Below are 25,359 nucleotides of genomic sequence, written 5' to 3'. Positions count from 1 at the left end.
GGCGTGAGCAAGAAGATCCGGATCCGGATCCAGGGCCTGGCGTTCCTGGTCGTCCTGCTCCTCCTCCTCGCGGCGGCGGTGGCGCAGTACAACAAGGCGTTCACCGACGTCGCCCGCGTGACGCTCGAGACCGACACGGCGGGCAACCAGCTGCAGGAGGCCTCCGACGTCAAGGTGCGCGGGGTGATCGTCGGTGACGTCCGCGAGGTGGAGGCCAGCGCCGAGGGCGCCACGATCGAGCTGGCGATCAACCCCGAGTACCTCGACCAGATCCCGGCGGACGTCAACGCGCGCCTGCTGCCCAAGACGCTGTTCGGCGAGCGGTACGTCTCCCTCGAGCTGCCCGAGCGGCCGAGCCAGGAGCGCCTGGCCGACGGCGACGTCATCGGGGAGGACCGCAGCGAGAACGCCATCGAGCTGCAGCGCGTGATCGACGACATGCTGCCGCTGCTGCAGGCCGTGCAGCCGCAGGATCTCAGCTTCACCCTGGGTGCGGTCGCCGACGCCCTACGGGGGAGCGGCGACGACCTCGGCGCCAACCTGGCGACGACCGGCCGCTACTTCGGGGAGATCAACACCGTGCTGCCGGAGCTGCAGGAGGACATCACCCTGCTGGCCGACTTCGCCGACACCTACGACTCGGCCGCCGACGACCTGCTGGCCGTCCTGGACAACCTGGCGATCACCAACACGACCATCGTCGACCAGCAGGAGCAGCTGCGCCGGACCTTCACCGTCGGCGACAGCTCGGCAGCGACGACGGCCGGATTCCTCGAGGTCAACGAGCAGAACATCATCTCGATGGCCGCGTCGTCGCGTCCGGTGCTCGGCGTCTTCGCGAAGTACTCGCCCAGCTACCCCTGCATCCTCGAGGGACTCACCCGGGCGGCACCGCTGACCACGGAGTCCTTCGGGGGCGACGGCGACCCCGCGCTGAACCTGAACATCGTGGTGAGCTTCCCGCCGCGGAACCCGTACGTACCGGGCGACCAGCCGGAGTACCTCGACCAGTCCGGGCCCGACTGCCAGGGTCTGGCCGACATCGACGGGCTGATGGCCGCGGCGCAGGCCGGGGAGTACTACTGCCCGGCCCCGCCGGCCGACGGGGTCGACTCCGTGGACAACCCCTCCACCGGCAACCCGGTGTGCCTGGGTGGCAGCGGACCGAACGACCTCCCGCCGGGCGCCGGTGACCCCAACCCGTCGGCCGGGCAGTCGCTGCCCTTCAACCTGCCCGGATCGACAGCGGAACTGGACTTCGTGCGCAACATCCTCGGTTACCAGACCGGCCGCGAGCCGGCACAGGTGTCGGACCTGGCGGCGTCGACGCTGACGCCGCTCCTGCGGGGGACGCAGGTGATGCTGCGATGAAGGAGAAGATGCGGGGGATGGTCGCCCCGCTGGTCAAGCTGATCGTCTTCGCGCTGGTGACGATCCTGGCCAGCTACGTGCTGATCAGCACCATCACCAACGCGGGCTACGGCGAGCAGTTGGCCTACCGGGCGGAGTTCACCGACGTCGCCGGCCTGGTCGAGGGCGACGAGGTGCGCATCTCCGGTGTCCGCGTCGGCCAGGTCACCGCCATCGGCCTGGCCGAGGGCACCGACCGGCCGGTGGCCGAGGTCGAGCTCGAGGTGTCCAGCGACGTCCCGCTGCCCGCCGCGGTCGAGGCGACCATCCGCTACCGGAACCTGGTGGGACAGCGCTACATCGCCCTCACCGACAGCGAGGGCTCGTCGGGGGAGACCCTCGACGAGGGCGCGACCATCCCGCTGTCCCGGACGACGCCCGCGCTGGACCTGACCACGCTCTTCGGGGGCTTCCGGCCGCTGCTGCAGGCGTTGTCGCCGGCCGACATGAACCGGCTGTCCTTCGAGATCATCCAGGTGTTCCAGGGCGAGGGCGGAACCGTGGAGAGCCTGCTGTCCCACGTCGCCTCGCTGAGCGACTCGCTGGCGGACAAGGACGCCGTCATCGGCAGCATGATCGACAACCTGACGACGGTGATGAGCACGGTCGCCGAGCGCGACCAGCAGCTGTCGGACCTCGTGGTCAGCCTGCAGCAGTTCGTCACCGGCCTGGCCGGTGACCGGGAGGCCATCTTCGACTCGCTGCAGACGATCGACACCCTCGCGGTGGCGACCAGCGACTTCCTGGCGGACGCGCGGGCGCCGCTCGCGGCCGACATCCAGGCGCTGGGCGACCTCTCGACGAACCTCGCCGAGGACGGCGACGTGGTGGAGGAGTTCCTGCAGCTCTCGCCGGTCAAGATCGACCTGATCACGCGGACGGCGATCAACGGCAGCTGGTTCAACTTCTTCCTGTGCTCCGCCGGCGGCACGGTCACGCTCCCCGCCACACCGCTCACCGGGGGCACGGAGACCGGCCAGCAGTTCCGGTTCGACAGCGGAGCGGAGGGCTGCAGCTGATGGCACGCGAATCCAAGCCCTTCCGGCAGCGCAACCCGGTGACGATCGGCGCGATCAGCCTGAGCGTCATCGCGACGCTGGTCTTCCTCGCCTTCAACGCGCAGTCGCTGCCGCTCATCGGTGGCGGCACGGTCTACAAGGCGCAGTTCTCCGAAGCCGCCGGCCTCAAGCCCGACGACGTCGTCCGGGTCGCGGGGGTGAAGGTCGGGAAGGTCGAGAGCCTGGCGCTGGAGGACGGGGCGGTCCTGGTCGAGTTCCGGGTCCGGGACGCCTTCGTCGGTGACCGCTCCGAGGCGGCCATCAAGATCGAGACCGTCCTGGGTGCCAAGTACCTGGCGCTCGTGCCCCGCGGCTCCGGTGAGCTGGACCCCGAGCAGCCGATCCCGCTGGAACGGACGGCGTCCCCCTACGACGTCGTCGAGGCCTTCGCCGACCTGTCGACCACGGTGGAGGAGCTCGACACGGCCCAGCTCGCCAGCTCCTTCGAGGTGCTGGCGGACACCTTCGCCGAGACCCCGGACGAGGTGCGGACCTCCCTGCAGGGGCTGGCCCGGCTCTCGGACACGATCGCCTCGCGCGACCAGCAGCTCCAGCAGCTGCTGTCGGCCACGCGGCAGGTGACGCAGGTGCTCGCCGACCGCAACGGCGAGTTCACGGAGCTCATCCTCGACTCCAACACCTTGCTCACCGAGGTGCAGGAGCGGCGGGCGCTGATCGACTCGATCCTCACCAACGTGCAGGAGCTGGCCACCCAGCTCTCCGGCCTGGTGGCGGACAACCGCGAGGCGCTGACGCCCACGCTGCAGCAGTTGTCCACGGTGACCGACATCCTCAGCCGGAACCGGGCGGCCCTCGCCGAGACGGTGAACAACTTCGCGCCGTTCGTGCGCGTGTTCGCCAACACCCTCGGCAACGGCCGATGGTTCGACAGCTTCGTCAACGACCTGTTGCCCTCGGCGCTCGGCTCCGTGGTCTGCGGCAGCGTCTCGCAGTCACCCCTGCCCGTCGGCTGCTCGGAGGAGACAGGATGAGCGGCTCCCTGCAGCGTGGCGTCGCCCTCGCCGCCGCGTTCGTGCTGCTGGCCGCGGTGGGCTGGACGGTGCTCCGACCGGCCGGCCAGTACCGCGTCACGGCGTACTTCGCGCAGACCGTCGGGCTCTACCCCGGGTCCGGGGTCAGCATCCTGGGCATCGACGTCGGCGACATCACCGACATCACCGCGCTGGGCGACCGGGTGCGCGTCGACATGGTCATCGACGACGACTACGACATCCCGGCCGATGCGCAGGCCGTCGTCCTGGCCCCGTCGCTGGTCTCCGACCGCTACGTGCAGTTCTCCCCGCCGTACGACGGCGGCCCCGCCATGGAGGACGGCGCCGAGATCCCGATGGACCGGACCGCGACGCCGGTCGAGCTCGACCAGGTGTACGGCGCGCTCGACGAGCTGTCCGCGGCACTGGGCCCCGACGGCGCCAACGAGAACGGTGCGCTGTCGGACCTCGTGGACGTCGGCGCGGCCAACCTCGACGGCAACGGCGAGGCGCTGAACCGGACCCTCACCGGCTTCTCGCAGGCCGTGGAGACGCTGGCCACCAACCGGGACGACCTCTTCTCCTCCCTGGACAACCTGCAGACCTTCACCACGGCGCTGGCGACGGTCGACGCGCAGGTGGGCCAGTTCAACCAGAACATGGCGGCGGTCTCCGAGCTGCTCGCCGACGAGCGGGAGGACCTGGCGGCTGCCGTGCGGCTGCTCTCGCAGTCCCTCGCCGACGTCGCCGGCTTCATCCGCGACAACCGGACGCTGCTGTCGACCAACGTGAACCGGCTCGCCGACGTCACCCTCTCCCTGGTGCAGCAGCGCGACGCGCTCGCCGAGATCATGGACGTCGCCCCGGCGGCGCTGGGCAACCTGGCACACGCCTACAACCCCGACTACGGCACGCTCGACACTCGCGACAACGGGCTCGGGGCCGTGAACGCGGAGGTGCTGGTCTGCGGGGCGCTGTTCCAGCTGGGCCGGGTCCGGATCGAGGACCTGCCCGTGGCGGGGGAGGTCGTGAACGGCGTGCTGCAGCCGCTGCAGACGACCACCGAGGCCGTCTGCGCCCGACTGCTTTCCGGGGACGCCGACGCCGACGGCACCCTGGACGACCTGAACGGCAACGGCCGACCGGACTACGAGGAGCTCCGTGAGGCGCTCGCCGGGGGAGGCGGGGGCGGCGGCCCGCTGCCCAACCCGATCGGTCTGCCGGCGATCACGGGGGCGTCGGAATGATGCGTACTGCACGGAAGGTGGCCGCGCTGGGCCTCGGCCTGGTGCTGCTCAGCGGGTGCGGGTTCCGGGGGGCGTACTCGTTCAGCCTGCCCGGTGGAGCCGACGTGGGCGACGACCCGTACGAGGTCGAGGTCGAGTTCCTCGACGTGCTCGACCTCGTCCAGCAGTCCGCCGTCCGGGTCGCCGACGTCCCGGTCGGACGGGTCGAGAAGATCGAGCTCGACGACGACTGGACCGCGCGGGTCACCATCCTCGTCAACGGCGACGTCGACCTGCCCGCCAACTCCGTCGCCGCGATCCAGCAGTCCTCCCTCCTCGGTGAGAAGTACGTCGAGCTGGCGCCGCCGGGCAACGCCGAGCCCCAGGGCGACCTCCGGGACCAGCCGGTCATCCCCCTGGACCGGACCAACCGCAACGTGGAGGTCGAGGAGCTTCTCGGCGCGGTGTCCCTCGTGCTCAACGGCGGCGGTCTCGCGCAGCTCCAGACGATCAGCCGTGAGCTCGGGGAGGCCATGGAGGGCCGGGAGAGCGAGCTCAAGAACACGCTCGACCAGCTCGACACCTTCATCGGGGGACTGGACGAGCAGAAGGCCGAGATCAGCCGGGCGCTGGACAGCGCGAACCGGCTGGCCGAGACGCTGGCCGCCCGCACCGCCACGATCAGGACGGCGTTGGACACGATCGGGCCCGGCCTCGACGTCATCAACCAGCAGCGCGATCTCCTGGTCTCGATGCTGGAGAGCCTGGCCCGGCTGGGCGACGTCGGCACGCGGGTCATCAACCAGTCCGCGGAGAACACCATCGCGGACCTGCAGCTCCTCCAGCCGGTGCTCAGCCAGCTGGCCGCCGCGGGTCCGAACCTCGCCGGCTCCCTCGAGCTGCTGCTCACCTATCCCTTCCCGGACAGCTCGCTCTCCGCCCTCAACTACCGCGAGGCCCAGACCGGTGGCTACGGCCTGTTCACCAACATGACCGCAGAGCTGAACTTCGACCTGTCGGAGCTGCTCTGCCGCTACGTGATCGATCAGACGACGGGGGCGCTGAAGATCCAGCCCCAGGACCTGGTCGGTACCCAGTGCGGGCAGCCGGGCACCGCGCCCGGCAACCAGGGCGGCACCCAGGGCGGTGGCCAGGCGGCGAGCCCGCAGCAGCAGTCGGCGCTGTCCCTCCCGACCCTCCCCGACGTCGTCGGGCAGGTGCCTGGGGCCGAGGAGGCCACCGGCCGGCTCGGCCTCCCGTCCATCCCGGGAGTGACCCAGTGATCACGCGCAAGACCAAGCTCAAGCTGGCGGCCTTCGCCGCACTCGCGGTCGTGGGCATGGCCTACCTCGGGTTCAACTACGTCGGCCTGGACCGCGTGGTGCTCGGCAACGGCTACGAGGTGGCCGCCGACTTCCGCGACTCCGGCGGCATCTTCGTCAACGCGGAGGTCACCTACCGCGGCGTCGCCGTCGGCCGGGTCACCGACATGGAGCTCGTCGACGACGGCGTCCGCGTGTCCCTGACGATCGACCCGGACACCGACCCCATCCCCGCCGGCACGTCGGCGTTCGTCGCGACCCGGAGCGCCGTCGGCGAGCAGTACGTCGATCTGCGCCCGGACACCGACGAGGGGCCCTACCTGGAGGACGGCTCGGTCATCCCGGCCCAGCGGACCGGCATCCCGGTGCCGGTCGAGCAGCTGCTCCTCAACCTGGACGAGCTGGTGGGCTCCATCGACCAGGAGAACCTCCGCACCGTCGTCGACGAGCTCGGCACGGCCTTCGCCGGCGCGGGGGACGACCTCGGCCGGCTCATCGACAACGGTGACGTGCTGCTGGCCCGGGCCGAGCAGTCCCTGCCGCAGACGCTGCAGCTGATCACCGACGGGCGCACCGTGCTCGAGACCCAGGTGGCCAGTCGCTCGGCCATCGAGCAGTGGGCCTCGGAGCTGCGCACCTTCACCGACACCCTGGTCGAGATCGACCCCGACCTGCGGGGGCTCGTGGTCAACGCCCCCGACGCCGGCGCGCAGCTCGAGCAGCTGGTGCGGGACGCGGGACCGGGGCTGGGATCCCTGATCCGCAACATCGACATCCTCAACGACGTCACGATCCCGCGCCTGAACAACGTCGAGCAGCTGCTCGTGACCTATCCGGACGTCGTCTCGGGCAACTTCACCGTCGTGCGACGCGACCCCGACGGGCAGATGCGGTCGCACTTCGGCTTCGTGCTCAACGCCGGCGACCCGCACAGCTGCACCACGGGGTACGTCCCGACCACCTCGCTGCCGAGCGAGGGGGCCGTGGCGAACGCCGACGTCGACGCGGTGTCCTGCCGGGTCATCAACGGCGTCGACCCGAACCCGGGTGACGGCTACGACGAGAACGGGTCGAACATCCGGGGCGAGCAGAACATCGGCCGGACCGGTGGGACCCGCTCCAGCGGACCGCAGGGCTCCACCACCGGCCAGGTGCCGCCGCTGTCGGGCGTGGTCCCGGACGTGCTGGGCCAGCTCCTGTCGGCGAACCCCTTCGCCTTCACCACCGCCGGGTGAACCGCGGCACGCCGCGGACCGGCACCACCACAGAACAGGGAGAATCGCGCGCGTGACGAGTGAAGCGCGCCCACGGGAGGACGAGGTCGTGACCTCCGCCGGTCCCGGGGAGAGCGGCGACCCGCAGGAGGCCGCCCGGTCGTCCGTGGACGGCGCGGAGCCGACCACGCCGGGGACGGACGGGACCGGAGACGGTGCCGCCGCGGGCACGGAGGCCGCCGAGGCATCCACCGGTCGGCGCCGGGGCCGCCGGGGGAGCGGGGACGACGGCGACGGTGCTGCGCGCACCGGCGGCCGGCTGTCCGTCCCGCTCGTCCCGACGCTGCTGGTGGTGCTGCTCCTGCTGTGCGGCGGGCTGGGCTACCTGTGGCTGACCCGGCCCGAGGCGTCCGCCGTCCGGACCGGGGACTACGTGGAGGCCCTGCAGGCCGCCCGCTCCGGCGTCGTCGACTTCACCTCGTTCGACTACCTGACCCTCGACGACGACATCGAGCAGATGCGACGGGTGGCCACGGGGGACCTGCGCGAGGAGGGCGTCGCCGAGCTGGACGGCCGACGCGACCAGATCACGGCCGCGGAGGCCGTCGTCAACACCGAGGTGGTCGGCGGTGGGGTGACCAGGGCCGAGGACGCGTCCGCCACGGTGTGGCTGGTCATCGAGTCGACCCAGCAGAGCAACGCCAGCGAGCAGGCCCAGGTGGTGCGCTACCGCATCGAGGTCGAGCTGGAGAAGTCCGACGACCGCTGGCTGCTGTCCGGCATCAAGGGAACCGGTGTCGAGAGTGAGTGAGAACCCCGAGGGCCGTTCCCGGCCCACGCCCCGGCCGCGGCCGGGCGGGAGGGCGACCCCCAGCCCCCGCCCGCGCGTGGCCGGTAGCCGCCGCGAGCGCGAGGACGGGGACAACCCCCGTCCCGATGTCCCCCGTCCCGAGGCGACCCGTCCCGAGGCGACCCGTCCCGAGGCGACGGCTCGGCCGGCCCGAAGCGACGAGGCGACGGGCTCCACCGACGCTGCCGCGACCGCTCGCCCGCGCACGTCCCGGGCCACGAGGGCGTCCACGGCGCCTGCCGCGGCGGCCGCGGCGGCTCCGGTCGCGCGCCGCTCCTCGGCGTTGGCGCTGGTGCTGGCCCTGCTGTGCCTGGCCGCGGCCGCCGGTGTCGGCGTGCTCCTGTGGCAGCGGTTCAACCCGAGCTACGTCGACTCCTCGATCTTCGCGGCGACGCGGGACGGCGTCCGGGCGCTGTACGCCTACGACTACGAGGACTCCGAGGGCAGCATCCAGGGCAAGCTCGACGTCCTGACCGGCGACCTCCGCGACCAGTACGAGGAGGATCTCGGCCAGGGCGGGATCATCGACACCTACGAGCAGGTGTCGGCGACGACGAGCTACGAGGTGCTCGACGTCGGGCTGCAGCAGGTCAACGACGCGCAGGACACCGCGACGCTGGTGGTCTTCGGCCAGTACGTCGTGCAGTCGGTGAACAGCGGGGAGCAGCCGGCTCCGGAGGGGTCGGGGTGCCTGGTGACGCCCGCGGGCGCGCAGTCCTGCACGCAGACCGTCCAGGTCCGGGTCGTCAAGGTCGACGGCGACTGGAAGATCAGCGAGCTGACGCTCCTCACCACCAGCTGACGGACGGTCCCGCGACGGGGCCGTCCACAGCCGTGCGGCGTGGCATTCCGGTGGCACCGCCGGGGCTGGCATCATGGTGCGCGCAACGCCCGCCGCGTCCCGCTCGACGACGCCGCAGTCCGCAGGGTGTGGCGCCGGTCGCACCGGCGCCCCCGACGTGGACAGCGCGCTCGAGCAGGGGTAGGGTCACCTGTTGCGCTGCCCTCTGACTGCTTCCCCGCCGAGACGGGTCACCAGGGGTGCCCGGGAGCAGGTCCCGGTCATCCGTGGTCGGCCAACGGTCCGGGCCCGGCCAGACGGTCAGCTCCGCCATTACCGACGACGACCCCGCACAGTCCCGCCCGCACGTCGTGAGGTCCTTGGAAGGACGCATCTTGGCAGGCTCTCGCCCCACCAGCACGCCCACCAGCACCACCGAAGAGAACATTGTGAACGGCCCCCGCACCGGAGAGGCCGACCAGCAGAAGATCCCCGGCGCGCCGCTGCGCGTCTCCTTCGCGAAGATCAACGAGCCCCTCGAGGTCCCGGACCTGCTCGCCCTGCAGACCGCGTCCTTCGACTGGCTCATCGGCAGCCCGGAGTGGCGGGCCACCCTCGCCGCCGAGGAGCAGGCCGGCGCCGTCGGCGGTCTCGCCGAGATCCTCGAGGAGATCTCCCCGATCGAGGACTTCAGCGGCTCGATGTCGCTGTCCTTCTCCAACCCGCGCTTCGAGGACGTCAAGGCGTCCCTCGAGGAGTGCAAGGACAAGGACATGACCTACGCGGCGCCGCTGTTCGTCACGGCCGAGTTCATGAACAACACCACCGGCGAGATCAAGAGCCAGACGGTGTTCATGGGCGACTTCCCGATCATGACGAACAAGGGCACCTTCGTCATCAACGGGACCGAGCGCGTCGTCGTCTCCCAGCTCGTCCGCAGCCCCGGCGTCTACTTCGACAAGACGCTGGACAAGACGTCGGACAAGGACGTCTTCAGCGCCAAGGTCATCCCCAGCCGCGGTGCGTGGCTGGAGTTCGACGTCGACAAGCGGGACACCGTCGGCGTCCGCATCGACCGCAAGCGCCGTCAGCCCGTCACCGTGCTGCTCAAGGCGCTCGGCTGGGGCGAGGACCGCATCCGCGAGCACTTCCAGTGGTCGCCCACGGTCCTGGCCACGCTGGAGAAGGACCACATCGCCGGGCAGGACGAGGCGCTGCTGGACATCTACCGCAAGCTCCGTCCGGGCGAGCCGCCGACGCGCGAGTCGGCGCAGGCCCTGCTGGAGAACCTCTTCTTCAACCCGAAGCGCTACGACCTCGCGAAGGTCGGCCGCTACAAGGTGAACAAGAAGCTCGGCGTCTCCGTGCCGCAGGGCACGAGCACCCTGACCGAGGACGACATCGTCGCCACCATCGAGTACGTCGTGCGTCTCCACGCCGGCGAGCCCGAGCACGGTGTCGACGACATCGACCACTTCGGCAACCGTCGCCTGCGCACCGTCGGCGAGCTGATCCAGAACCAGATCCGGGTCGGCCTCTCCCGCATGGAGCGCGTGGTCCGCGAGCGGATGACGACCCAGGACGTCGAGGCGATCACGCCGCAGACCCTGATCAACATCCGGCCGGTCGTCGCCTCCATCAAGGAGTTCTTCGGCACCAGCCAGCTGTCGCAGTTCATGGACCAGACCAACCCGCTCGCGGGTCTGACCCACAAGCGCCGCCTGTCGGCGCTGGGTCCGGGCGGTCTGTCGCGTGAGCGCGCCGGCATGGAGGTCCGCGACGTGCACCCGAGCCACTACGGCCGGATGTGCCCGATCGAGACCCCGGAAGGCCCGAACATCGGCCTGATCGGCTCGCTGTCCTCCTTCGGCCGGGTCAACGCGTTCGGGTTCATCGAGACCCCGTACCGCAAGGTCGAGAACGGCACCGTCACCGACCAGATCGACTACCTGACCGCCGACGAGGAGGACCGCTTCGTCGTCGCCCAGGCGAACTCCGTCCTCGACGGCAACCGGCTCACCGAGGACCGCGTCCTGGTCCGCACCAAGGGTGGCGAGGTCGACTACGTCGCCCCGGAGAACGTCGACTACATGGACGTGTCGCCGCGGCAGATGACCTCGGTCGCGACCGCGATGATCCCGTTCCTCGAGCACGACGACGCCAACCGCGCGCTCATGGGCGCCAACATGCAGCGTCAGGCGGTGCCGCTGCTGCGCAGCGAGGCCCCGCTGGTCGGCACCGGCATGGAGCTGCGTGCCGCCGTCGACGCCGGTGACGTGGTCGTGGCGGAGAAGGCCGGTGTGGTCGAGGACTCCACCGCCGACTACGTCACCGTCATGGCCGACGACGGGACCCGGCAGACCTACCGGCTGCTGAAGTTCCGCCGCTCGAACCAGGGCACCTCGATCAACCAGACCCCCGTCGTCGACGAGGGTCAGCGGGTCGAGGTCGGCCAGGTCATCGCCGACGGGCCGTGCACCGACGAGGGCGAGATGGCGCTGGGCAAGAACCTGCTCGTCGCCTTCATGCCGTGGGAGGGCCACAACTACGAGGACGCGATCATCCTGTCGCAGCGCCTCGTGCAGGACGACGTCCTGTCCTCCATCCACATCGAGGAGTTCGAGGTCGACGCCCGCGACACCAAGCTCGGTGCCGAGGAGATCACCCGGGACATCCCGAACGTCTCCGAGGAGGTCCTCGCCGACCTCGACGAGCGCGGCATCATCCGCATCGGTGCCGAGGTCGTCCCCGGCGACATCCTCGTCGGCAAGGTCACGCCCAAGGGCGAGACCGAGCTGACCCCCGAGGAGCGGCTGCTCCGCGCGATCTTCGGTGAGAAGGCGCGCGAGGTCCGCGACACGTCGCTCAAGGTCAAGCACGGTGAGTCCGGCAAGGTCATCGGCGTCCGCGTGTTCTCGCGCGAGGACGGCGACGAGCTGCCCGCCGGCGTCAACGAGCTGATCCGGGTCTACGTCGCCCAGATGCGCAAGATCTCCGACGGCGACAAGCTCGCCGGACGCCACGGCAACAAGGGCGTCATCTCGAAGATCCTCCCGCAGGAGGACATGCCGTTCCTCGAGGACGGCACCCCGGTCGACATCGTCCTGAACCCGCTCGGCGTCCCCGGCCGCATGAACGTCGGCCAGGTCCTGGAGACCCACCTCGGGTGGGTCGCCAAGCAGGGCTGGCAGGTCGAGGGCACCCCGGACTGGGCGAAGAACCTGCCCGAGAAGGCGAAGTCCGCGGCCCCGGGCACCCGGACCGCGACCCCGGTGTTCGACGGCGCCAAGGAGGACGAGATCGTCGGTCTCCTCGGCTCGACGATCCCGAACCGCGACGGCGACCGGATGGTCAAGGAGACCGGCAAGGCCCGGCTGTTCGACGGCCGGTCCGGGGAGCCCTTCCCCGAGCCGATCTCGGTGGGCTACGTCTACATCCTGAAGCTGCTGCACCTGGTCGACGACAAGATCCACGCCCGCTCGACCGGCCCGTACTCGATGATCACGCAGCAGCCGCTGGGTGGTAAGGCGCAGTTCGGTGGTCAGCGCTTCGGCGAGATGGAGTGCTGGGCGATGCAGGCCTACGGCGCGGCCTACGCGCTGCAGGAGCTGCTCACCATCAAGTCCGACGACATCCTCGGCCGCGTCAAGGTCTACGAGGCCATCGTCAAGGGCGAGAACATCCCGGAGCCGGGCATCCCGGAGTCCTTCAAGGTGTTGCTCAAGGAGCTCCAGTCGCTCTGCCTGAACGTGGAGGTCCTCTCCGGCGACGGCCAGGCGATCGAGCTGCGCGACACCGACGACGAGGTCTTCCGGGCCGCGGAGGAGCTGGGCATCGACCTCAGCCGCCGCGAGCCCTCCAGCGTCGAGGACGTCTGATCGGCTGCCGGCCGGCCCTGAGCATGCGGGGCCGGCCGGCACCCAACCACTTGACATAGAAGCGAAGAACTAGCCCCGGAAAGGGGTCATCACGTTGCTCGACGTCAACTTCTTCGATGAGTTGCGCATCGGCCTGGCCACCGGCGACGACATCCGCCAGTGGTCGCACGGTGAGGTGAAGAAGCCCGAGACCATCAACTACCGGACCCTGCGTCCGGAGAAGGATGGCCTCTTCTGCGAGAAGATCTTCGGTCCCACCCGGGACTGGGAGTGCTACTGCGGCAAGTACAAGCGCGTCCGGTTCAAGGGCATCATCTGCGAGCGCTGCGGCGTCGAGGTGACCCGGGCCAAGGTCCGGCGTGAGCGGATGGGCCACATCGAGCTGGCCGCTCCGGTCACCCACATCTGGTTCTTCAAGGGCGTGCCGTCGCGTCTGGGCTACCTGCTCGACCTGGCGCCCAAGGACCTCGAGAAGATCATCTACTTCGCGGCCTACCTGATCACCACGGTGGACGGCGAGGCGCGGCACCGCGACCTCCCGACCATCGAGGCGGAGATCAGCGCCGAGAAGCACAACCTCGAGGACGCCCGCGACGCCACCGTCGAGGCGCGCCAGCAGAAGCTCGAGGCCGACCTGGCCGAGCTCGAGGCGGAGGGCGCCAAGTCCGACGTCCGCCGCAAGGTGCGCGAGGGCGGCGAGCGCGAGATGCGCCAGCTGCGCGACCGCGCACAGCGGGAGATCGACCGCCTCGAGGAGGTGCTCGACACCTTCCGCAAGCTGGAGGTCAAGCAGCTCATCGCCGACGAGGGCCTCTACCGCGAGCTGCGCGACCGCTTCGGGGAGTACTTCGAGGGCGGCATGGGTGCCGCGGCGCTGCAGAAGCTGCTCGCCGACTTCGACCTCGACGCCGAGGCCGTCTCGCTGCGCGAGACGATCCGCAGCGGCAAGGGCCAGCGCAAGCTGCGGGCCCTCAAGCGGCTCAAGGTCGTCGCCGCGTTCCAGCAGACCCGCAACTCGCCCATGGGCATGGTGCTGGACTGCGTCCCGGTCATCCCGCCGGACCTGCGCCCGATGGTGCAGCTCGACGGTGGCCGCTTCGCCACCAGCGACATGAACGACCTGTACCGCCGCGTGATCAACCGCAACAACCGGCTGAAGCGTCTGCTCGACCTCGGTGCCCCCGAGATCATCGTGAACAACGAGAAGCGGATGCTCCAGGAGTCCGTGGACGCGCTGTTCGACAACGGCCGCCGCGGCCGTCCGGTCACCGGCCCGGGCAACCGTCCCCTGAAGTCCCTGAGCGACCTGCTCAAGGGCAAGCAGGGCCGGTTCCGCCAGAACCTGCTGGGCAAGCGCGTCGACTACTCCGGCCGTTCGGTCATCGTCGTCGGCCCGCAGCTGAAGCTGCACCAGTGCGGTCTGCCCAAGCAGATGGCGCTGGAGCTCTTCAAGCCCTTCGTCATGAAGCGGCTCGTCGACCTCAACCACGCCCAGAACATCAAGTCCGCCAAGCGGATGGTCGAGCGTGCGCGCCCGGTCGTGTGGGACGTGCTGGAAGAGGTCATCACCGAGCACCCGGTGCTGCTGAACCGCGCGCCGACGCTGCACCGCCTGGGCATCCAGGCCTTCGAGCCCCAGCTGGTCGAGGGCAAGGCCATCCAGATCCACCCGCTCGTCTGCACCGCGTTCAACGCGGACTTCGACGGTGACCAGATGGCGGTGCACCTGCCGCTGTCGGCCGAGGCGCAGGCCGAGGCCCGGATCCTGATGCTGTCCAGCAACAACATCCTGAGCCCGGCCGACGGTCGTCCGATCACCGCGCCGACCCAGGACATGGTGCTGGGCCTGTACCACCTGACGACCCTGGTCGCGTCGCCGGCCGAGGCCGACGGCGGTCAGCCGCACTCGTTCTCGTCCACGGCCGAGGCGATCATGGCCTACGACAAGGGTTCGCTGGGTCTGCAGGAGCGGGCGAAGATCCGCCTCGACGAGGTCTTCGGCGTCGACAACGGCTCGGTCAACGAGGCGTGGGAGCAGCCGGAGGACTGGACGCCGGGTACCCCCGCGACCGTCGTCACCAGCCTGGGCCGGGTCCTCTTCAACGAGGCCCTGCCCGAGGACTACCGCTTCGTCAACTACCAGGTGCCGAAGAAGGAGCTCGGGGCGATCGTCAACGACCTCGCCGAGCGCTACCCCAAGGTCCAGGTCGCGGCGACGCTGGACGCGCTGAAGTCCGCCGGGTTCCACTGGGCCACCCGGGCCGGCATCACGATCGCCATCGACGACGTCGTCACGCCGCCGTCGAAGCAGGCGATCCTGGACCGGCACGAGGACGAGGCCGCCAAGATCGAGCGCCAGTACGAGCGCGGTGTCATCACCGACACCGAGCGTCGTGGGGAGCTCATCGAGATCTGGACCCGCGCGCGGGCCGAGGTCAGCCAGGCGATGGTGGACAACTTCCCGACCACCAACCCGGTCTGGGTCATGGTCAACTCGGGCGCCCGAGGCAACATGATGCAGATCAGCCAGATCGCCGGTATGCGCGGTCTGGTCGCCAACCCGAAGGGCGAGATCATCCCGCGGCCGATCAAGGCCAACTTCCGGGAGGGTCTGTCCGTGCTGGAGTACTTCATCTCCACGCACGGTGCGCGCAAGGGTCTGGCCGACACGGCGCTCCGCACCGCGGACTCCGGGTACCTCACCCGACGGCTGGTCGACGTCTCGCAGGACGTCATCATCCGCGAGGAGGATTGCGGCACCGACCGCGGCGTCATCATGCCGATCGGCACCGTCGTGGACGGCTCGGTCACCCGTGACGCCCACGTGGAGACCAGCGTCTACGCCCGCGCCCTGGCCGCCGACGTGGTGGCCGAGGACGGGACGGTCATCGCCCAGGCGAACAGCGACCTGGGTGACGTCCTCATCCAGACGCTGATCGACGCCCAGGTGGCCGAGGTCAAGGTGCGCTGCGTGCTCACCTGCGAGTCGCTGCTCGGCACCTGCGCCACCTGCTACGGCCGGTCGCTCGCGACCGGCAAGCTGGTGGACGTCGGCGAGGCGGTCGGCATCATCGCCGCCCAGTCGATCGGCGAGCCCGGCACCCAGCTGACGATGCGCACCTTCCACACCGGTGGTGTCGCGGGTGAGGACATCACCCACGGCCTGCCGCGTGTGGTGGAGCTCTTCGAGGCCCGTGTCCCCAAGGGCAAGGCGCCGATCGCGGAGCTGGCCGGCTCCGTCCGCATCGAGGACGGCGAGCAGTTCCGGAAGCTCACCATCACCCCGGACGACGGCTCCGACGAGGTCGTCTACGACAAGCTGTCGCGTCGTTCGCGGCTGCGGGTCGAGGACGGCGCCCACGTCGAGGTCGGCGAGCAGCTGACCGAGGGTGCGGTGGACCCGCACGAGGTGCTGCGGATCATGGGCCCGCGCGAGGTGCAGTTGCACCTCGTCCGCGAGGTCCAGGAGGTCTACCGCAGCCAGGGCGTGTCGATCCACGACAAGCACATCGAGGTGATCATCCGCCAGATGCTGAAGCGGGTGACCATCATCGACTCGGGCGCGACGGAGTTCCTGCCCGGTGCGCTGGTCGAGCGGACGCTGTTCGAGACCGAGAACCGCCGCGTCGTCGCCGAGGGCGGCGAGCCGGCCTCGGCCCGTCCGGTCCTCATGGGCATCACGAAGGCCTCGCTCGCGACCGAGTCGTGGCTGTCGGCCGCCTCCTTCCAGGAGACGACCAAGGTGCTCACCGACGCGGCGATCCAGGGCAAGAGCGACAGCCTGCTCGGGCTCAAGGAGAACGTGATCATCGGAAAGCTGATCCCGGCGGGTACGGGTATCAGCCGCTACCGGAACATCACGGTCGAGCCGACCGAGGAGGCGCGTGCCGCCGTCTACACGATGGCCGGTTACGACGACGGGCAGTACTACAGCCCGGACGTCTTCGGTCAGGGCTCCGGCGAGGCCGTGCGCCTCGAGGAGTACGACTGGCGGGGCTGATCCCCGGTAAGTGACGAAAGGGCCCCGCAGGCGACAACGCCTGCGGGGCCCTTTCGCGCGTCAGCTGCCGGCTTCTCCCACGATCTGCCGCAGGGCCCGGACGTGCGCTGCGTAGGCGCGGGTGCCCGCAGGCGTGAGGGACAGCCACAGCCGGCTGCGGGAGTCGCGCACCGCCCGGTCCTGGCTGACGTAACCGGCGTCGGACAGGTGGGACAGGTGCTTGCTCAGCGCGGACTTGGACAGCCCCAGGCGGTCCTGCAGGAAGCCGAACTCGACCTTCTGGGCGGCGCTGAGCGCGGCGCAGATCCGCAGCCGCTGCGGCGCGTGGATCACCTCGTCGAACGCCGGTACGTCGGCGGGTGCGGCCTCAGGCGGCATCGCCGTAGGTCTTCCGGTAGCGACGGCCGGTGCCCAGCACGATCCCGGCGACCACGACGGCGCCGATGATCCAGCACCACCACGCGCCGGTCGTCTCCTCGATCACCAGGCAGGCGACGGCGGTCCCGAGGATTCCGGCGAGGAACGGGAGCGTGTCGCGGAGGGACGGCCACACGCCGGAGACCTGGTCGCGGAAGAGCCAGTACCTGGCGCCCAGGACGACTGCGGCCACGGCCAGGGCGAACATCGCGTTGCGGGCGTCGGACCGCGGCAGGAGCTGGGCCAGGCACAGGCAGGCCGTCAGGACCGCCTGGGCCGCGAAGAACCAGCGGGGGAGCGGCGGGTAGCGGACGGCGTCCTCGTCGGCGGACAGCTGGTCGAGGGTCGCGCGAGCGTCCTGCGGTGACGGGGTTTCCATGCAGGAAACAGTAGGGGATTGTTTCCTGCATGGCAACACTCGGCGGGAGGAGGCCCCGCCGGGTCAGCCGGCGAGGCGCTTCATGGTCTCGACGGTCCTCAGGCGAGCCTCGCGGCTGCCGTCGAGCGGCTGCAGCATCAGCGTGGTGACGCCGGCCTCCCCGAAGGCGGCGATCCGCTCGGCGACGTAGGACTCCGGGCCGATCAGCGACGACGCCTTGACCAGCTCGAGCGGGACCGCGGCCGCGGCCTCGTCCTTCTTCCCGTCGAGGTAGAGGTCCTGGATGGTCTTCGCCTCCGCCTCGTACCCGTAGCGCACGGCGAGGTCGTTGTAGAAGTTCTTCCCGCGGGCACCCATCCCGCCGATGTAGAGCGCCAGGGCCGGGCGGACGAACTCCAGGAGCGACTCGACGTCGTCGCCGATCGCCACGGGCACCCCTGTGATGACCTGCAGCTCGCCGAGCGCCGGGTCGCGCTTCGCCTTCCCGGCGGCGAGCGCATCGCCCCAGACCGACGACGCCTTCTCCGGCACGAAGAAGATCGGCTCCCAGGCGTCGGCGATCTCGGCGGCCAGCTCGACGTTCTTCGGGCCCAGGGCGGCCAGCATGACGGGGATCTGCTCACGGACCGGCGTGTTGATCAGCTTGAGCGGCTTGCCGAGCCCGGTGCCCTGATCGGCCGGCAAGGGCACCGTGTACTTCTTGCCCTGGTGGTCCAGGCGCTCCCGGCGCCACACCTGGCGGCAGATCTCCACGACCTCGCGGGTGCGCTGCAGGGGCGCGTCGTACGGGACGCCGTGCCAGCCCTCGATGACCTGCGGCCCGGAGGCACCGAGGCCGAGGGTGAACCGGCCGCCGGAGACGAAGTCCAAGCCGGCGGCCGTCATGGCGGTGAGGGCCGGCGTGCGGCTGTAGATCGGGAAGATGGCGCTGAGCAGCTCCACCCGCTCGGTCACGGCGGCGAGGTAGCCGAGCTGGCTCACCGCGTCGAACGTGTAGACCTCCGCCACCGCCGCGATGTCGAGACCCGCGGACTCGAGGTCGCGGATCTCGGCCGCCGTCTCCTGGAAACCGCCGCTGTAGCTCGCCTGGATGCCGATGCGCATTCGCGCAGGTTACCGAAGAAGGACCCCGTGCCCCCCACCGCTCGCAAGCTCGCGGCGGGCCCCTGCACGGGGCCGTCAGAGCGGGCGTACGACCCCGATGACCTCGGTGACCACGCGGACGCCGTCGACGTTCCCGGGCACGCGGGGCGCTGCGGTGGCGTCGGCCAGGTTCACCTTGAGCACGTAGCCGCTCGCGCGACGGGCCAGGCCGATCCCCACGACGCCGGGCTCGCCGGACAGGCGTTCGGCCAGGGTCGACTTCGCGGCACGTGCGGCGGCCCTGTCGGTCATGCCCCCATGGTGCCCCGCCGACGGCGTCCTGGGCATCTTCCAGGGCACCGTGCGTCGCCCGGACGCTGCTGCTACCCCGCGAACCACTCCGCATCGAGGGTCGCGAGGACCGTCGCGAGCGGGTTGGCGAACGTGACACCGGTACCCGACGCGCCGCCCGTCTCGCTGCCGGCGAAGAGGAGAGCGACGGGTGCGCGGTCCCGGCTGCGCCAGATCACCGAGCCGCTGTCGCCCCCGGCGCTGAACCCGCCGGCGGCGCCCTCGATCTCGATCTGGTCGTCGAAGCGGTACACGGCCTCGTCGTACTGCACCGCGACCCCGTCCACCTCGACCGCAGTGATCCGCCCGCTGGTGTGCCCGGTCGTCCGGCCGATCTTCTCCACCACCTCGTCCGGGTCGACGTCGAGGCCGTCGGGCACCGTGCCGCCCAGCGGGCCCCCGGGCACGTCGCCCGGATCCGCGTCGATGCCCTCGTCCAGCGTCGCCACCGCGGCGTCGACGAGGTTCGCCCGTCCCGCCACCATGGGCTCGAAGCCGGCCAGCGTCGCCACGCGGTCGGCCGGGGTGCCGCCGTCGGCCGGGCCGGGCTGCAGCACGGCGTCCCCGACGATCGCGGCGTTGCTGGCGGCGAGCACGTGGTTGTTGGACAGGACGGCCAGCCCCGAGGCGGTGCGGACGAACCCGCCCAGCGTGCCGGCTGAGACCGACCCGTGGGCTACCGACAGCCCGGGGCGCAGTGGCCGCACCCGGCGCTGCAGGGCGCCGGGGGAGCTGAGCGGACGGACCGGGCCGATGACCCGGACGTCGAGCTGCGCAGCGGCCGCCCGCCCGAGGTCGGGCAGCAGGGCGCGGTCGCCGTCGCGCTGCAACCGCACCGCGACGCGGGCGCCGTCACCGGTCGGGCTCAGCCCGACGGCCACCCATGGCCAGGGAGCGTCGCGCTCGCCGGGCAGCGCACTGGCCTCGACCGCCGACGGCAGGCGTTCGAGGATGCGGGCCTTGAGCTCGCGGGCGGCATCGGGGTCCAACGGTCCTCCAGGGGCAGGGGAGTGGGGGATCGCGGACGCTAGGCCCCCGGTACGACGTTCCCGTCCGCCGCGCGGCCTACTCCCCGACGGCGCGCAGTCGGGGTAACGTCCGCGCCGTCGCCGGGAGACGTCCCGGGGAGCGCACGGTGGCCGGGAAGAGAACCGGCCGCGGCGTCGTCCCCCCGGACGTCGTCCACCCCGGTGGACGATGCCCGGCCACGGCTGCGTGTGTGAGGGACCCGGCTTTGACCGGTCTCCGAGGCACGGGTATCGTGGTCTGCTGTGCCCAGGGTGCCCTGGGCCTGCTCCCGTTCGCGGTGCGCCTGGGCGACCAGAGGCTGATGTCTCGCCGGTCGCCGGGGACCACCTTCGGACCACTGCACGACCTGGTGGTGCGGAAGGTGGCGGCGCCGAGTCGCGAGGGGCGACCGATTCTGGTCCGACATCCATCGGCCGGTCCCGGGAAGGGCGACACGCCCGACCGCGTGGGCCGGAGGGTGGCTGGTGGCCAGAATGGGGAAGTCCGAGCAGGACGGCACCGGGTACCGGAGCACCAGCACCTAGCACCACGGCACCACAGCACGCCACGTCGTCAGCAGGAACCAGAGAGCACCACCCAGCGCAGGTAGGAGATCCAGGCCACCCATGCCCACGATCAACCAGCTGGTCCGCAAGGGCCGCGAGGACAAGGTCGAGAAGACCAAGACTCCGGCGCTGAAGGGTTCGCCCCAGCGCCGCGGAGTCTGCACGCGCGTCTACACGACGACGCCGAAGAAGCCGAACTCGGCGCTGCGCAAGGTCGCTCGCGTCCGCCTCACCAGTGGCATCGAGGTGACCGCCTACATCCCGGGCGTCGGCCACAACCTGCAGGAGCACTCGATGGTGCTCGTGCGCGGTGGCCGGGTGAAGGACCTCCCGGGCGTGCGCTACAAGATCATCCGTGGCTCGCTCGACACCCAGGGTGTCCGGGGCCGCAAGCAGGCCCGCAGCCGCTACGGCGCGAAGAAGGAGAAGAGCTAATGCCGCGCAAGGGCCCCGCCCCGAAGCGTCCGCTCGTCGTGGACCCGGTCTACCAGTCCCAGCTGGTCACCCAGCTGGTGAACAAGGTGCTGGTCGACGGCAAGCGTTCGATCGCCGAGGCGATCGTCTACGGCGCGCTCGAGGGCGCCCGCGCCAAGAGCGACACCGACCCGGTCGTCACGCTCAAGCGCGCGCTGGACAACGTGAAGCCGTCCCTCGAGGTCCGCAGCCGCCGTGTCGGTGGCGCGACCTACCAGGTCCCGGTCGAGGTGCGTCCCTCGCGGAGCACCACGCTCGGACTGCGCTGGCTCATCCAGTACAGCCGGGCCCGTCGCGAGAAGACGATGACCGAGCGCCTGATGAACGAGCTGCTCGACGCCAGCAACGGCCTCGGTGCCGCTGTGAAGCGCCGCGAGGACACGCACAAGATGGCCGAGTCGAACAAGGCCTTCGCGCACTACCGCTGGTAACCACCAGCGCCCGCCGCCCGCGGGACGACCGGGCGATCCCCGGAATTCCGCACGCGGACCCGAACGAAGAGGAGCAGGAGAATGGCCACAGGGGCCCAGCTCGCCAAGACCCGCAACATCGGGATCATGGCGCACATCGACGCCGGCAAGACCACGACGACTGAGCGCATCCTCTTCTACACCGGTATCAACTACAAGATCGGTGAGGTCCACGACGGCGCGGCCACGATGGACTGGATGGAGCAGGAGCAGGAGCGCGGCATCACCATCACGTCGGCCGCGACGAAGTGCGTCTGGAACGGCTTCGACATCAACATCATCGACACCCCCGGGCACGTCGACTTCACCGTCGAGGTGGAGCGGTCGCTGCGGGTGCTCGACGGTGCCGTCGCCGTCTACGACGGTGTCGCCGGCGTCGAGCCGCAGACCGAGCAGGTGTGGCGCCAGGCCGAGAAGTACGGCGTCCCGCGCATGTGCTTCGTCAACAAGCTCGACCGCACCGGTGCGAACTTCTTCCGCTGCGTCGAGATGATGGTCGAGCGCCTCGGGGCCAACCCGCTGGTGCTGCAGATCCCGATCGGTGCCGAGGGCGACTTCATCGGCGTCGTCGACCTGGTCCAGATGAAGGCCCTCACCTGGCGCGGCGAGACCAAGCTCGGTGAGGACTACGCGGTCGAGGACATCCCGGCCGAGCTGGCCGACCAGGCGGCGGAGTACCGCGAGAAGCTCCTCGAGAACATCGCGGACTTCGACGACTCGCTGATGGAGGACTACCTCGGCGGCGAGGAGATCGCCGTGGACCGGCTCAAGGCGGCCATCCGCAAGGCGACCATCGCCGGCGAGGTGAACCCGGTCGTGACCGGGTCCGCGTTCAAGAACAAGGGCGTGCAGCCCATGCTCGACGCGGTCACCGACTACCTGCCCAGCCCGCTGGACATCGAGGCGATCGTCGGCACCGCGCTCGACGGTGAGACCGAGGTCCTGCGGCACGCCGACGAGACCGAGCCGTTCTCCGCGCTGGCCTTCAAGATCCAGACCGACCAGCACCTCGGCAAGCTGACCTACATCCGCGTGTACTCGGGCAAGCTCGAGGCCGGTTCGCCGGTGCTGAACAGCACCAAGGACCGCAAGGAGCGGGTCGGCAAGATCTACCAGATGCACGCCAACAAGCGCGAAGAGCGTGCGGGCGTGGGCGCCGGCGAGATCGTGGCCGTCAACGGCATGAAGCAGACGACGACGGGTGACACGCTCTGCGACCCGCAGAAGCCGGTGATCCTCGAGTCGATGACCTTCCCGGCCCCGGTCATCTCGGTGGCCATCGAGCCGAAGACCAAGAGCGACCAGGAGAAGCTGGGCACGGCCATCCAGAAGCTGGCCGAGGAGGACCCGACCTTCCAGGTCAAGCTGGACGAGGAGACGGGCCAGACGGTCATCTCCGGCATGGGCGAGCTCCACCTGGAGATCCTGGTCGACCGCATGCGCCGCGAGTTCAACGTCGAGGCGAACGTCGGCAAGCCCCAGGTGGCCTACCGGGAGACCCTGCGCAAGGCCGTCGAGCGGTACGACTACACGCACAAGAAGCAGACCGGTGGCTCCGGGCAGTTCGCGAAGGTGCAGATCGCGCTCGAGCCGCTGGTGGTGGCCGCCGACGGCCCGACCTACGAGTTCGAGAACAAGGTCACCGGTGGGCGCATCCCGCGGGAGTACATCCCGTCGGTCGACCAGGGCATGCAGGACGCCATGCAGTACGGCATCCTCGCGGGCTACCCGATGGTCGGCGTCAAGGCGATCCTGCTCGACGGCGCGTACCACGAGGTCGACTCCTCGGAGATGGCCTTCAAGATCGCTGGGTCGATCGCCTTCAAGGAGGCCGCACGCAAGGCCAGCCCGGCCCTGCTCGAGCCCCTGATGGCCGTCGAGGTGACGACGCCCGAGGACAACATGGGCGACGTGATCGGCGACCTGAACTCCCGCCGCGGAACCATCCAGGCGATGGACGAGCGCTCCGGCGCCCGCATCGTCCGGGCCCTGGTGCCGCTGTCGGAGATGTTCGGCTACGTGGGCGACCTGCGCAGCCGCACCCAGGGACGGGCGAGCTACTCCATGGTGTTCGACTCGTACGCCGAGGTCCCGGCCAACGTCGCCAAGGAGATCATCGCCAAGGCGACCGGCGAGTAGCACCGGCGGCGGGCCGCCGTCACACCGCGGTCCCGCCGTCACCCCAGCACGCCCCACCCCAGAGCACGCACCACCTGCGTAACCACGAGGAGAGGAACCCAGTGGCCAAGGCCAAGTTCGAGCGGACCAAGCCGCACGTCAACATCGGCACCATCGGGCACATCGACCACGGGAAGACGACGCTGACCGCGGCGATCACCAAGGTCCTGCACGACAAGTACCCGAACCTCAACGAGGCGTCCGCGTTCGACCAGATCGACAAGGCGCCCGAGGAGAAGGCCCGCGGCATCACGATCTCGATCGCGCACGTCGAGTACCAGACGGAGAACCGTCACTACGCGCACGTCGACTGCCCCGGTCACGCCGACTACATCAAGAACATGATCACGGGTGCGGCGCAGATGGATGGCGCCATCCTCGTGGTGGCGGCGACCGACGGCCCGATGCCGCAGACCAAGGAGCACGTCCTCCTGGCCCGCCAGGTCGGCGTCCCCTACATCGTGGTGGCCCTGAACAAGGCCGACATGGTGGACGACGAGGAGATCCTGGAGCTCGTCGAGCTCGAGGTCCGCGAGCTGCTCAGCGAGTACGAGTTCCCGGGCGACGACGTCCCCGTGGTCCGCGTCTCCGCGCTGAAGGCCCTCGAGGGCGACGCCGAGTGGGGCGACAAGCTCATGGAGCTGATGAACGCCGTCGACACCGCGATCCCCGAGCCGGAGCGCGAGATCGACAAGCCGTTCCTCATGCCCGTCGAGGACGTCTTCACCATCACCGGTCGTGGCACGGTCGTCACCGGCCGCGTCGAGCGTGGCATCGTCAAGGTCTCCGAGGAGATCGAGATCGTCGGCATCCGCGAGGGTTCGACGAAGACGACCGTCACCGGCGTCGAGATGTTCCGCAAGCTGCTCGACCAGGGTCAGGCCGGCGACAACGTGGGCCTGCTGCTGCGCGGCATCAAGCGCGAGGACGTCGAGCGCGGCCAGGTCGTCGTGAAGCCCGGTTCGATCACCCCGCACACGAACTTCGAGGGCTCGGTCTACATCCTCTCGAAGGACGAGGGTGGCCGTCACACGCCGTTCTTCAACAACTACCGTCCCCAGTTCTACTTCCGGACGACGGACGTCACCGGCGTGGTCACGCTGCCCGCGGGCACCGAGATGGTCATGCCCGGCGACAACACCGAGATGTCGGTGGAGCTGATCCAGCCCATCGCCATGGAGGAGGGCCTCCGGTTCGCCATCCGTGAGGGTGGCCGCACCGTCGGCGCCGGCCGGGTCGTCAAGATCAACAAGTAACACCCCGACGGGCGGCGGCCGGGCTCCGGCCGCCGCCCCTCACCCGGGCCGGGCCACCGCCCGACCCACGGGTCAGCAGACCCACTCGAACTTTCACAACCGATCGGCAGGAGCAGAAGACAGCGATGGCGGGACAGAAGATCCGCATCCGGCTGAAGGCCTACGACCACGAGGCCATCGACGCCTCGGCGCGACGCATCGTGGAGACGGTCACCAAGACCGGAGCGCGAGTGGTCGGCCCGGTGCCGCTGCCGACGGAAAAGAACGTGTACGCGGTGATCCGTTCGCCGCACAAGTACAAGGACTCGTTCGAGCACTTCGAGATGCGCACGCACAAGCGGCTCATCGACATCCTCGACCCGACGCCGAAGACGGTGGACGCGCTCATGCGCATCGACCTGCCGGCCTCGGTCGACGTCAACATTCAGTAAGGGCAGTCAGCAGAC

20 protein-coding genes are annotated in these 25,359 nt (G+C 70.1%); 15 read left to right on the top strand and 5 right to left on the bottom strand.

All coding sequences use genetic code 11. The features are described 5' to 3' along the window. Positions 1-3 precede the first annotated feature (3 nt). The 10 genes from CRP30_RS02865 to CRP30_RS02820 all read left to right on the top strand — a co-directional run bounded on the left by CRP30_RS02865 (position 4) and on the right by CRP30_RS02820 (position 16,731). Positions 4-1,371 carry an MCE family protein gene (locus tag CRP30_RS02865; protein ID WP_097182430.1) on the top strand — a complete coding sequence of 456 codons (1,368 nt, stop codon included), beginning with the start codon at positions 4-6 and terminating at the stop codon, positions 1,369-1,371. After that, positions 1,368-2,429, top strand: a complete 1,062-nt coding sequence (locus tag CRP30_RS02860) for an MCE family protein (protein WP_097182429.1) — start codon at positions 1,368-1,370, stop codon at positions 2,427-2,429. The genes CRP30_RS02865 and CRP30_RS02860 overlap by 4 nt, the downstream gene beginning before the upstream one ends. After that, entirely contained in the window at positions 2,429-3,460 is a 1,032-nt protein-coding gene (locus tag CRP30_RS02855) for an MCE family protein (protein WP_097182428.1), read from the top strand. The genes CRP30_RS02860 and CRP30_RS02855 overlap by 1 nt, the downstream gene beginning before the upstream one ends. Beyond that, positions 3,457-4,707 (top strand): MCE family protein, encoded by a 1,251-nt coding sequence (locus CRP30_RS02850; protein WP_097182427.1) that lies wholly within the window; start codon positions 3,457-3,459, stop codon positions 4,705-4,707. Before CRP30_RS02855 ends, CRP30_RS02850 begins: the two co-directional genes overlap by 4 nt. Positions 4,708-4,724: 17 nt before the next feature. Beyond that, complete coding sequence (locus tag CRP30_RS02845) at positions 4,725-5,969, top strand: MCE family protein (RefSeq protein ID WP_235003127.1); 1,245 nt, start codon at positions 4,725-4,727, stop codon at positions 5,967-5,969. After that, entirely contained in the window at positions 5,966-7,243 is a 1,278-nt protein-coding gene (locus CRP30_RS02840) for an MCE family protein (protein ID WP_097182425.1), read from the top strand. The genes CRP30_RS02845 and CRP30_RS02840 overlap by 4 nt, the downstream gene beginning before the upstream one ends. A gap of 88 nt (positions 7,244-7,331) precedes the next feature. Then, entirely contained in the window at positions 7,332-8,033 is a 702-nt protein-coding gene (locus CRP30_RS02835) for a hypothetical protein (RefSeq protein WP_097182424.1), read from the top strand. Positions 8,034-8,109: 76 nt separating this feature from the next. Next, positions 8,110-8,874, top strand: a complete 765-nt coding sequence (locus CRP30_RS02830) for a hypothetical protein (protein WP_097182423.1) — start codon at positions 8,110-8,112, stop codon at positions 8,872-8,874. A gap of 428 nt (positions 8,875-9,302) precedes the next feature. Then, positions 9,303-12,731 carry a DNA-directed RNA polymerase subunit beta gene (rpoB, locus tag CRP30_RS02825; RefSeq protein WP_159961490.1) on the top strand — a complete coding sequence of 1,143 codons (3,429 nt, stop codon included), beginning with the start codon at positions 9,303-9,305 and terminating at the stop codon, positions 12,729-12,731. A gap of 94 nt (positions 12,732-12,825) precedes the next feature. Next, the gene (locus CRP30_RS02820) at positions 12,826-16,731 is read left to right on the top strand and encodes a DNA-directed RNA polymerase subunit beta' (RefSeq protein WP_097182421.1); all 3,906 of its coding nucleotides are present in this window, start codon (positions 12,826-12,828) and stop codon (positions 16,729-16,731) included. Between the two features lie 60 nt (positions 16,732-16,791). Here CRP30_RS02820 and CRP30_RS02815 read toward each other — a convergent pair whose 3' ends face one another. From CRP30_RS02815 to CRP30_RS02795, 5 genes are all read right to left on the bottom strand, one after another. Next, on the bottom strand, positions 16,792-17,109 hold the full coding sequence (locus CRP30_RS02815) for a transcriptional regulator (protein WP_097182420.1): 318 nt from the start codon (positions 17,107-17,109) through the stop codon (positions 16,792-16,794). After that, positions 17,099-17,527, bottom strand: a complete 429-nt coding sequence (locus CRP30_RS02810; protein WP_097182419.1) for a hypothetical protein — start codon at positions 17,525-17,527, stop codon at positions 17,099-17,101. Before CRP30_RS02810 ends, CRP30_RS02815 begins: the two co-directional genes overlap by 11 nt. Before the next feature lie 63 nt (positions 17,528-17,590). Continuing rightward, on the bottom strand, positions 17,591-18,631 hold the full coding sequence (locus CRP30_RS02805) for an LLM class F420-dependent oxidoreductase (RefSeq protein WP_097182418.1): 1,041 nt from the start codon (positions 18,629-18,631) through the stop codon (positions 17,591-17,593). 75 nt (positions 18,632-18,706) lie between these two features. Then, a complete protein-coding gene (locus tag CRP30_RS02800; protein ID WP_097182417.1) occupies positions 18,707-18,922 on the bottom strand; it encodes a hypothetical protein in 216 nt (71 codons plus the stop codon). Between the two features lie 71 nt (positions 18,923-18,993). Beyond that, a complete protein-coding gene (locus CRP30_RS02795; protein WP_097182416.1) occupies positions 18,994-19,950 on the bottom strand; it encodes a hypothetical protein in 957 nt (318 codons plus the stop codon). Positions 19,951-20,595: 645 nt separating this feature from the next. On the opposite strand from CRP30_RS02795, the gene rpsL reads away from it, so the two are divergent. From rpsL to rpsJ, 5 genes are all read left to right on the top strand, one after another. After that, positions 20,596-20,970, top strand: coding sequence for a 30S ribosomal protein S12 (gene rpsL / locus CRP30_RS02790; protein WP_026857010.1), 375 nt, complete (start codon positions 20,596-20,598; stop codon positions 20,968-20,970). Further along, a complete protein-coding gene (rpsG, locus tag CRP30_RS02785; protein ID WP_029340028.1) occupies positions 20,970-21,440 on the top strand; it encodes a 30S ribosomal protein S7 in 471 nt (156 codons plus the stop codon). The genes rpsL and rpsG overlap by 1 nt, the downstream gene beginning before the upstream one ends. Positions 21,441-21,521: 81 nt before the next feature. Next, positions 21,522-23,618, top strand: coding sequence for an elongation factor G (gene fusA / locus CRP30_RS02780; RefSeq protein WP_097182415.1), 2,097 nt, complete (start codon positions 21,522-21,524; stop codon positions 23,616-23,618). Positions 23,619-23,719: 101 nt separating this feature from the next. Next, the gene (gene tuf / locus CRP30_RS02775) at positions 23,720-24,913 is read left to right on the top strand and encodes an elongation factor Tu (RefSeq protein ID WP_097182414.1); all 1,194 of its coding nucleotides are present in this window, start codon (positions 23,720-23,722) and stop codon (positions 24,911-24,913) included. A 125-nt stretch (positions 24,914-25,038) separates the two neighbouring features. Then, a complete protein-coding gene (gene rpsJ, locus CRP30_RS02770) occupies positions 25,039-25,344 on the top strand; it encodes a 30S ribosomal protein S10 (protein ID WP_014377994.1) in 306 nt (101 codons plus the stop codon). The last annotated feature ends 15 nt before the right edge of the window (positions 25,345-25,359 follow it).

Origin of the sequence: Blastococcus haudaquaticus (genome assembly GCF_900230285.1) — a bacterium.
GTDB lineage: Bacteria > Actinomycetota > Actinomycetes > Mycobacteriales > Geodermatophilaceae > Blastococcus_B > Blastococcus_B haudaquaticus.
This window is presented reverse-complemented; position numbering and strand designations above follow the sequence as displayed.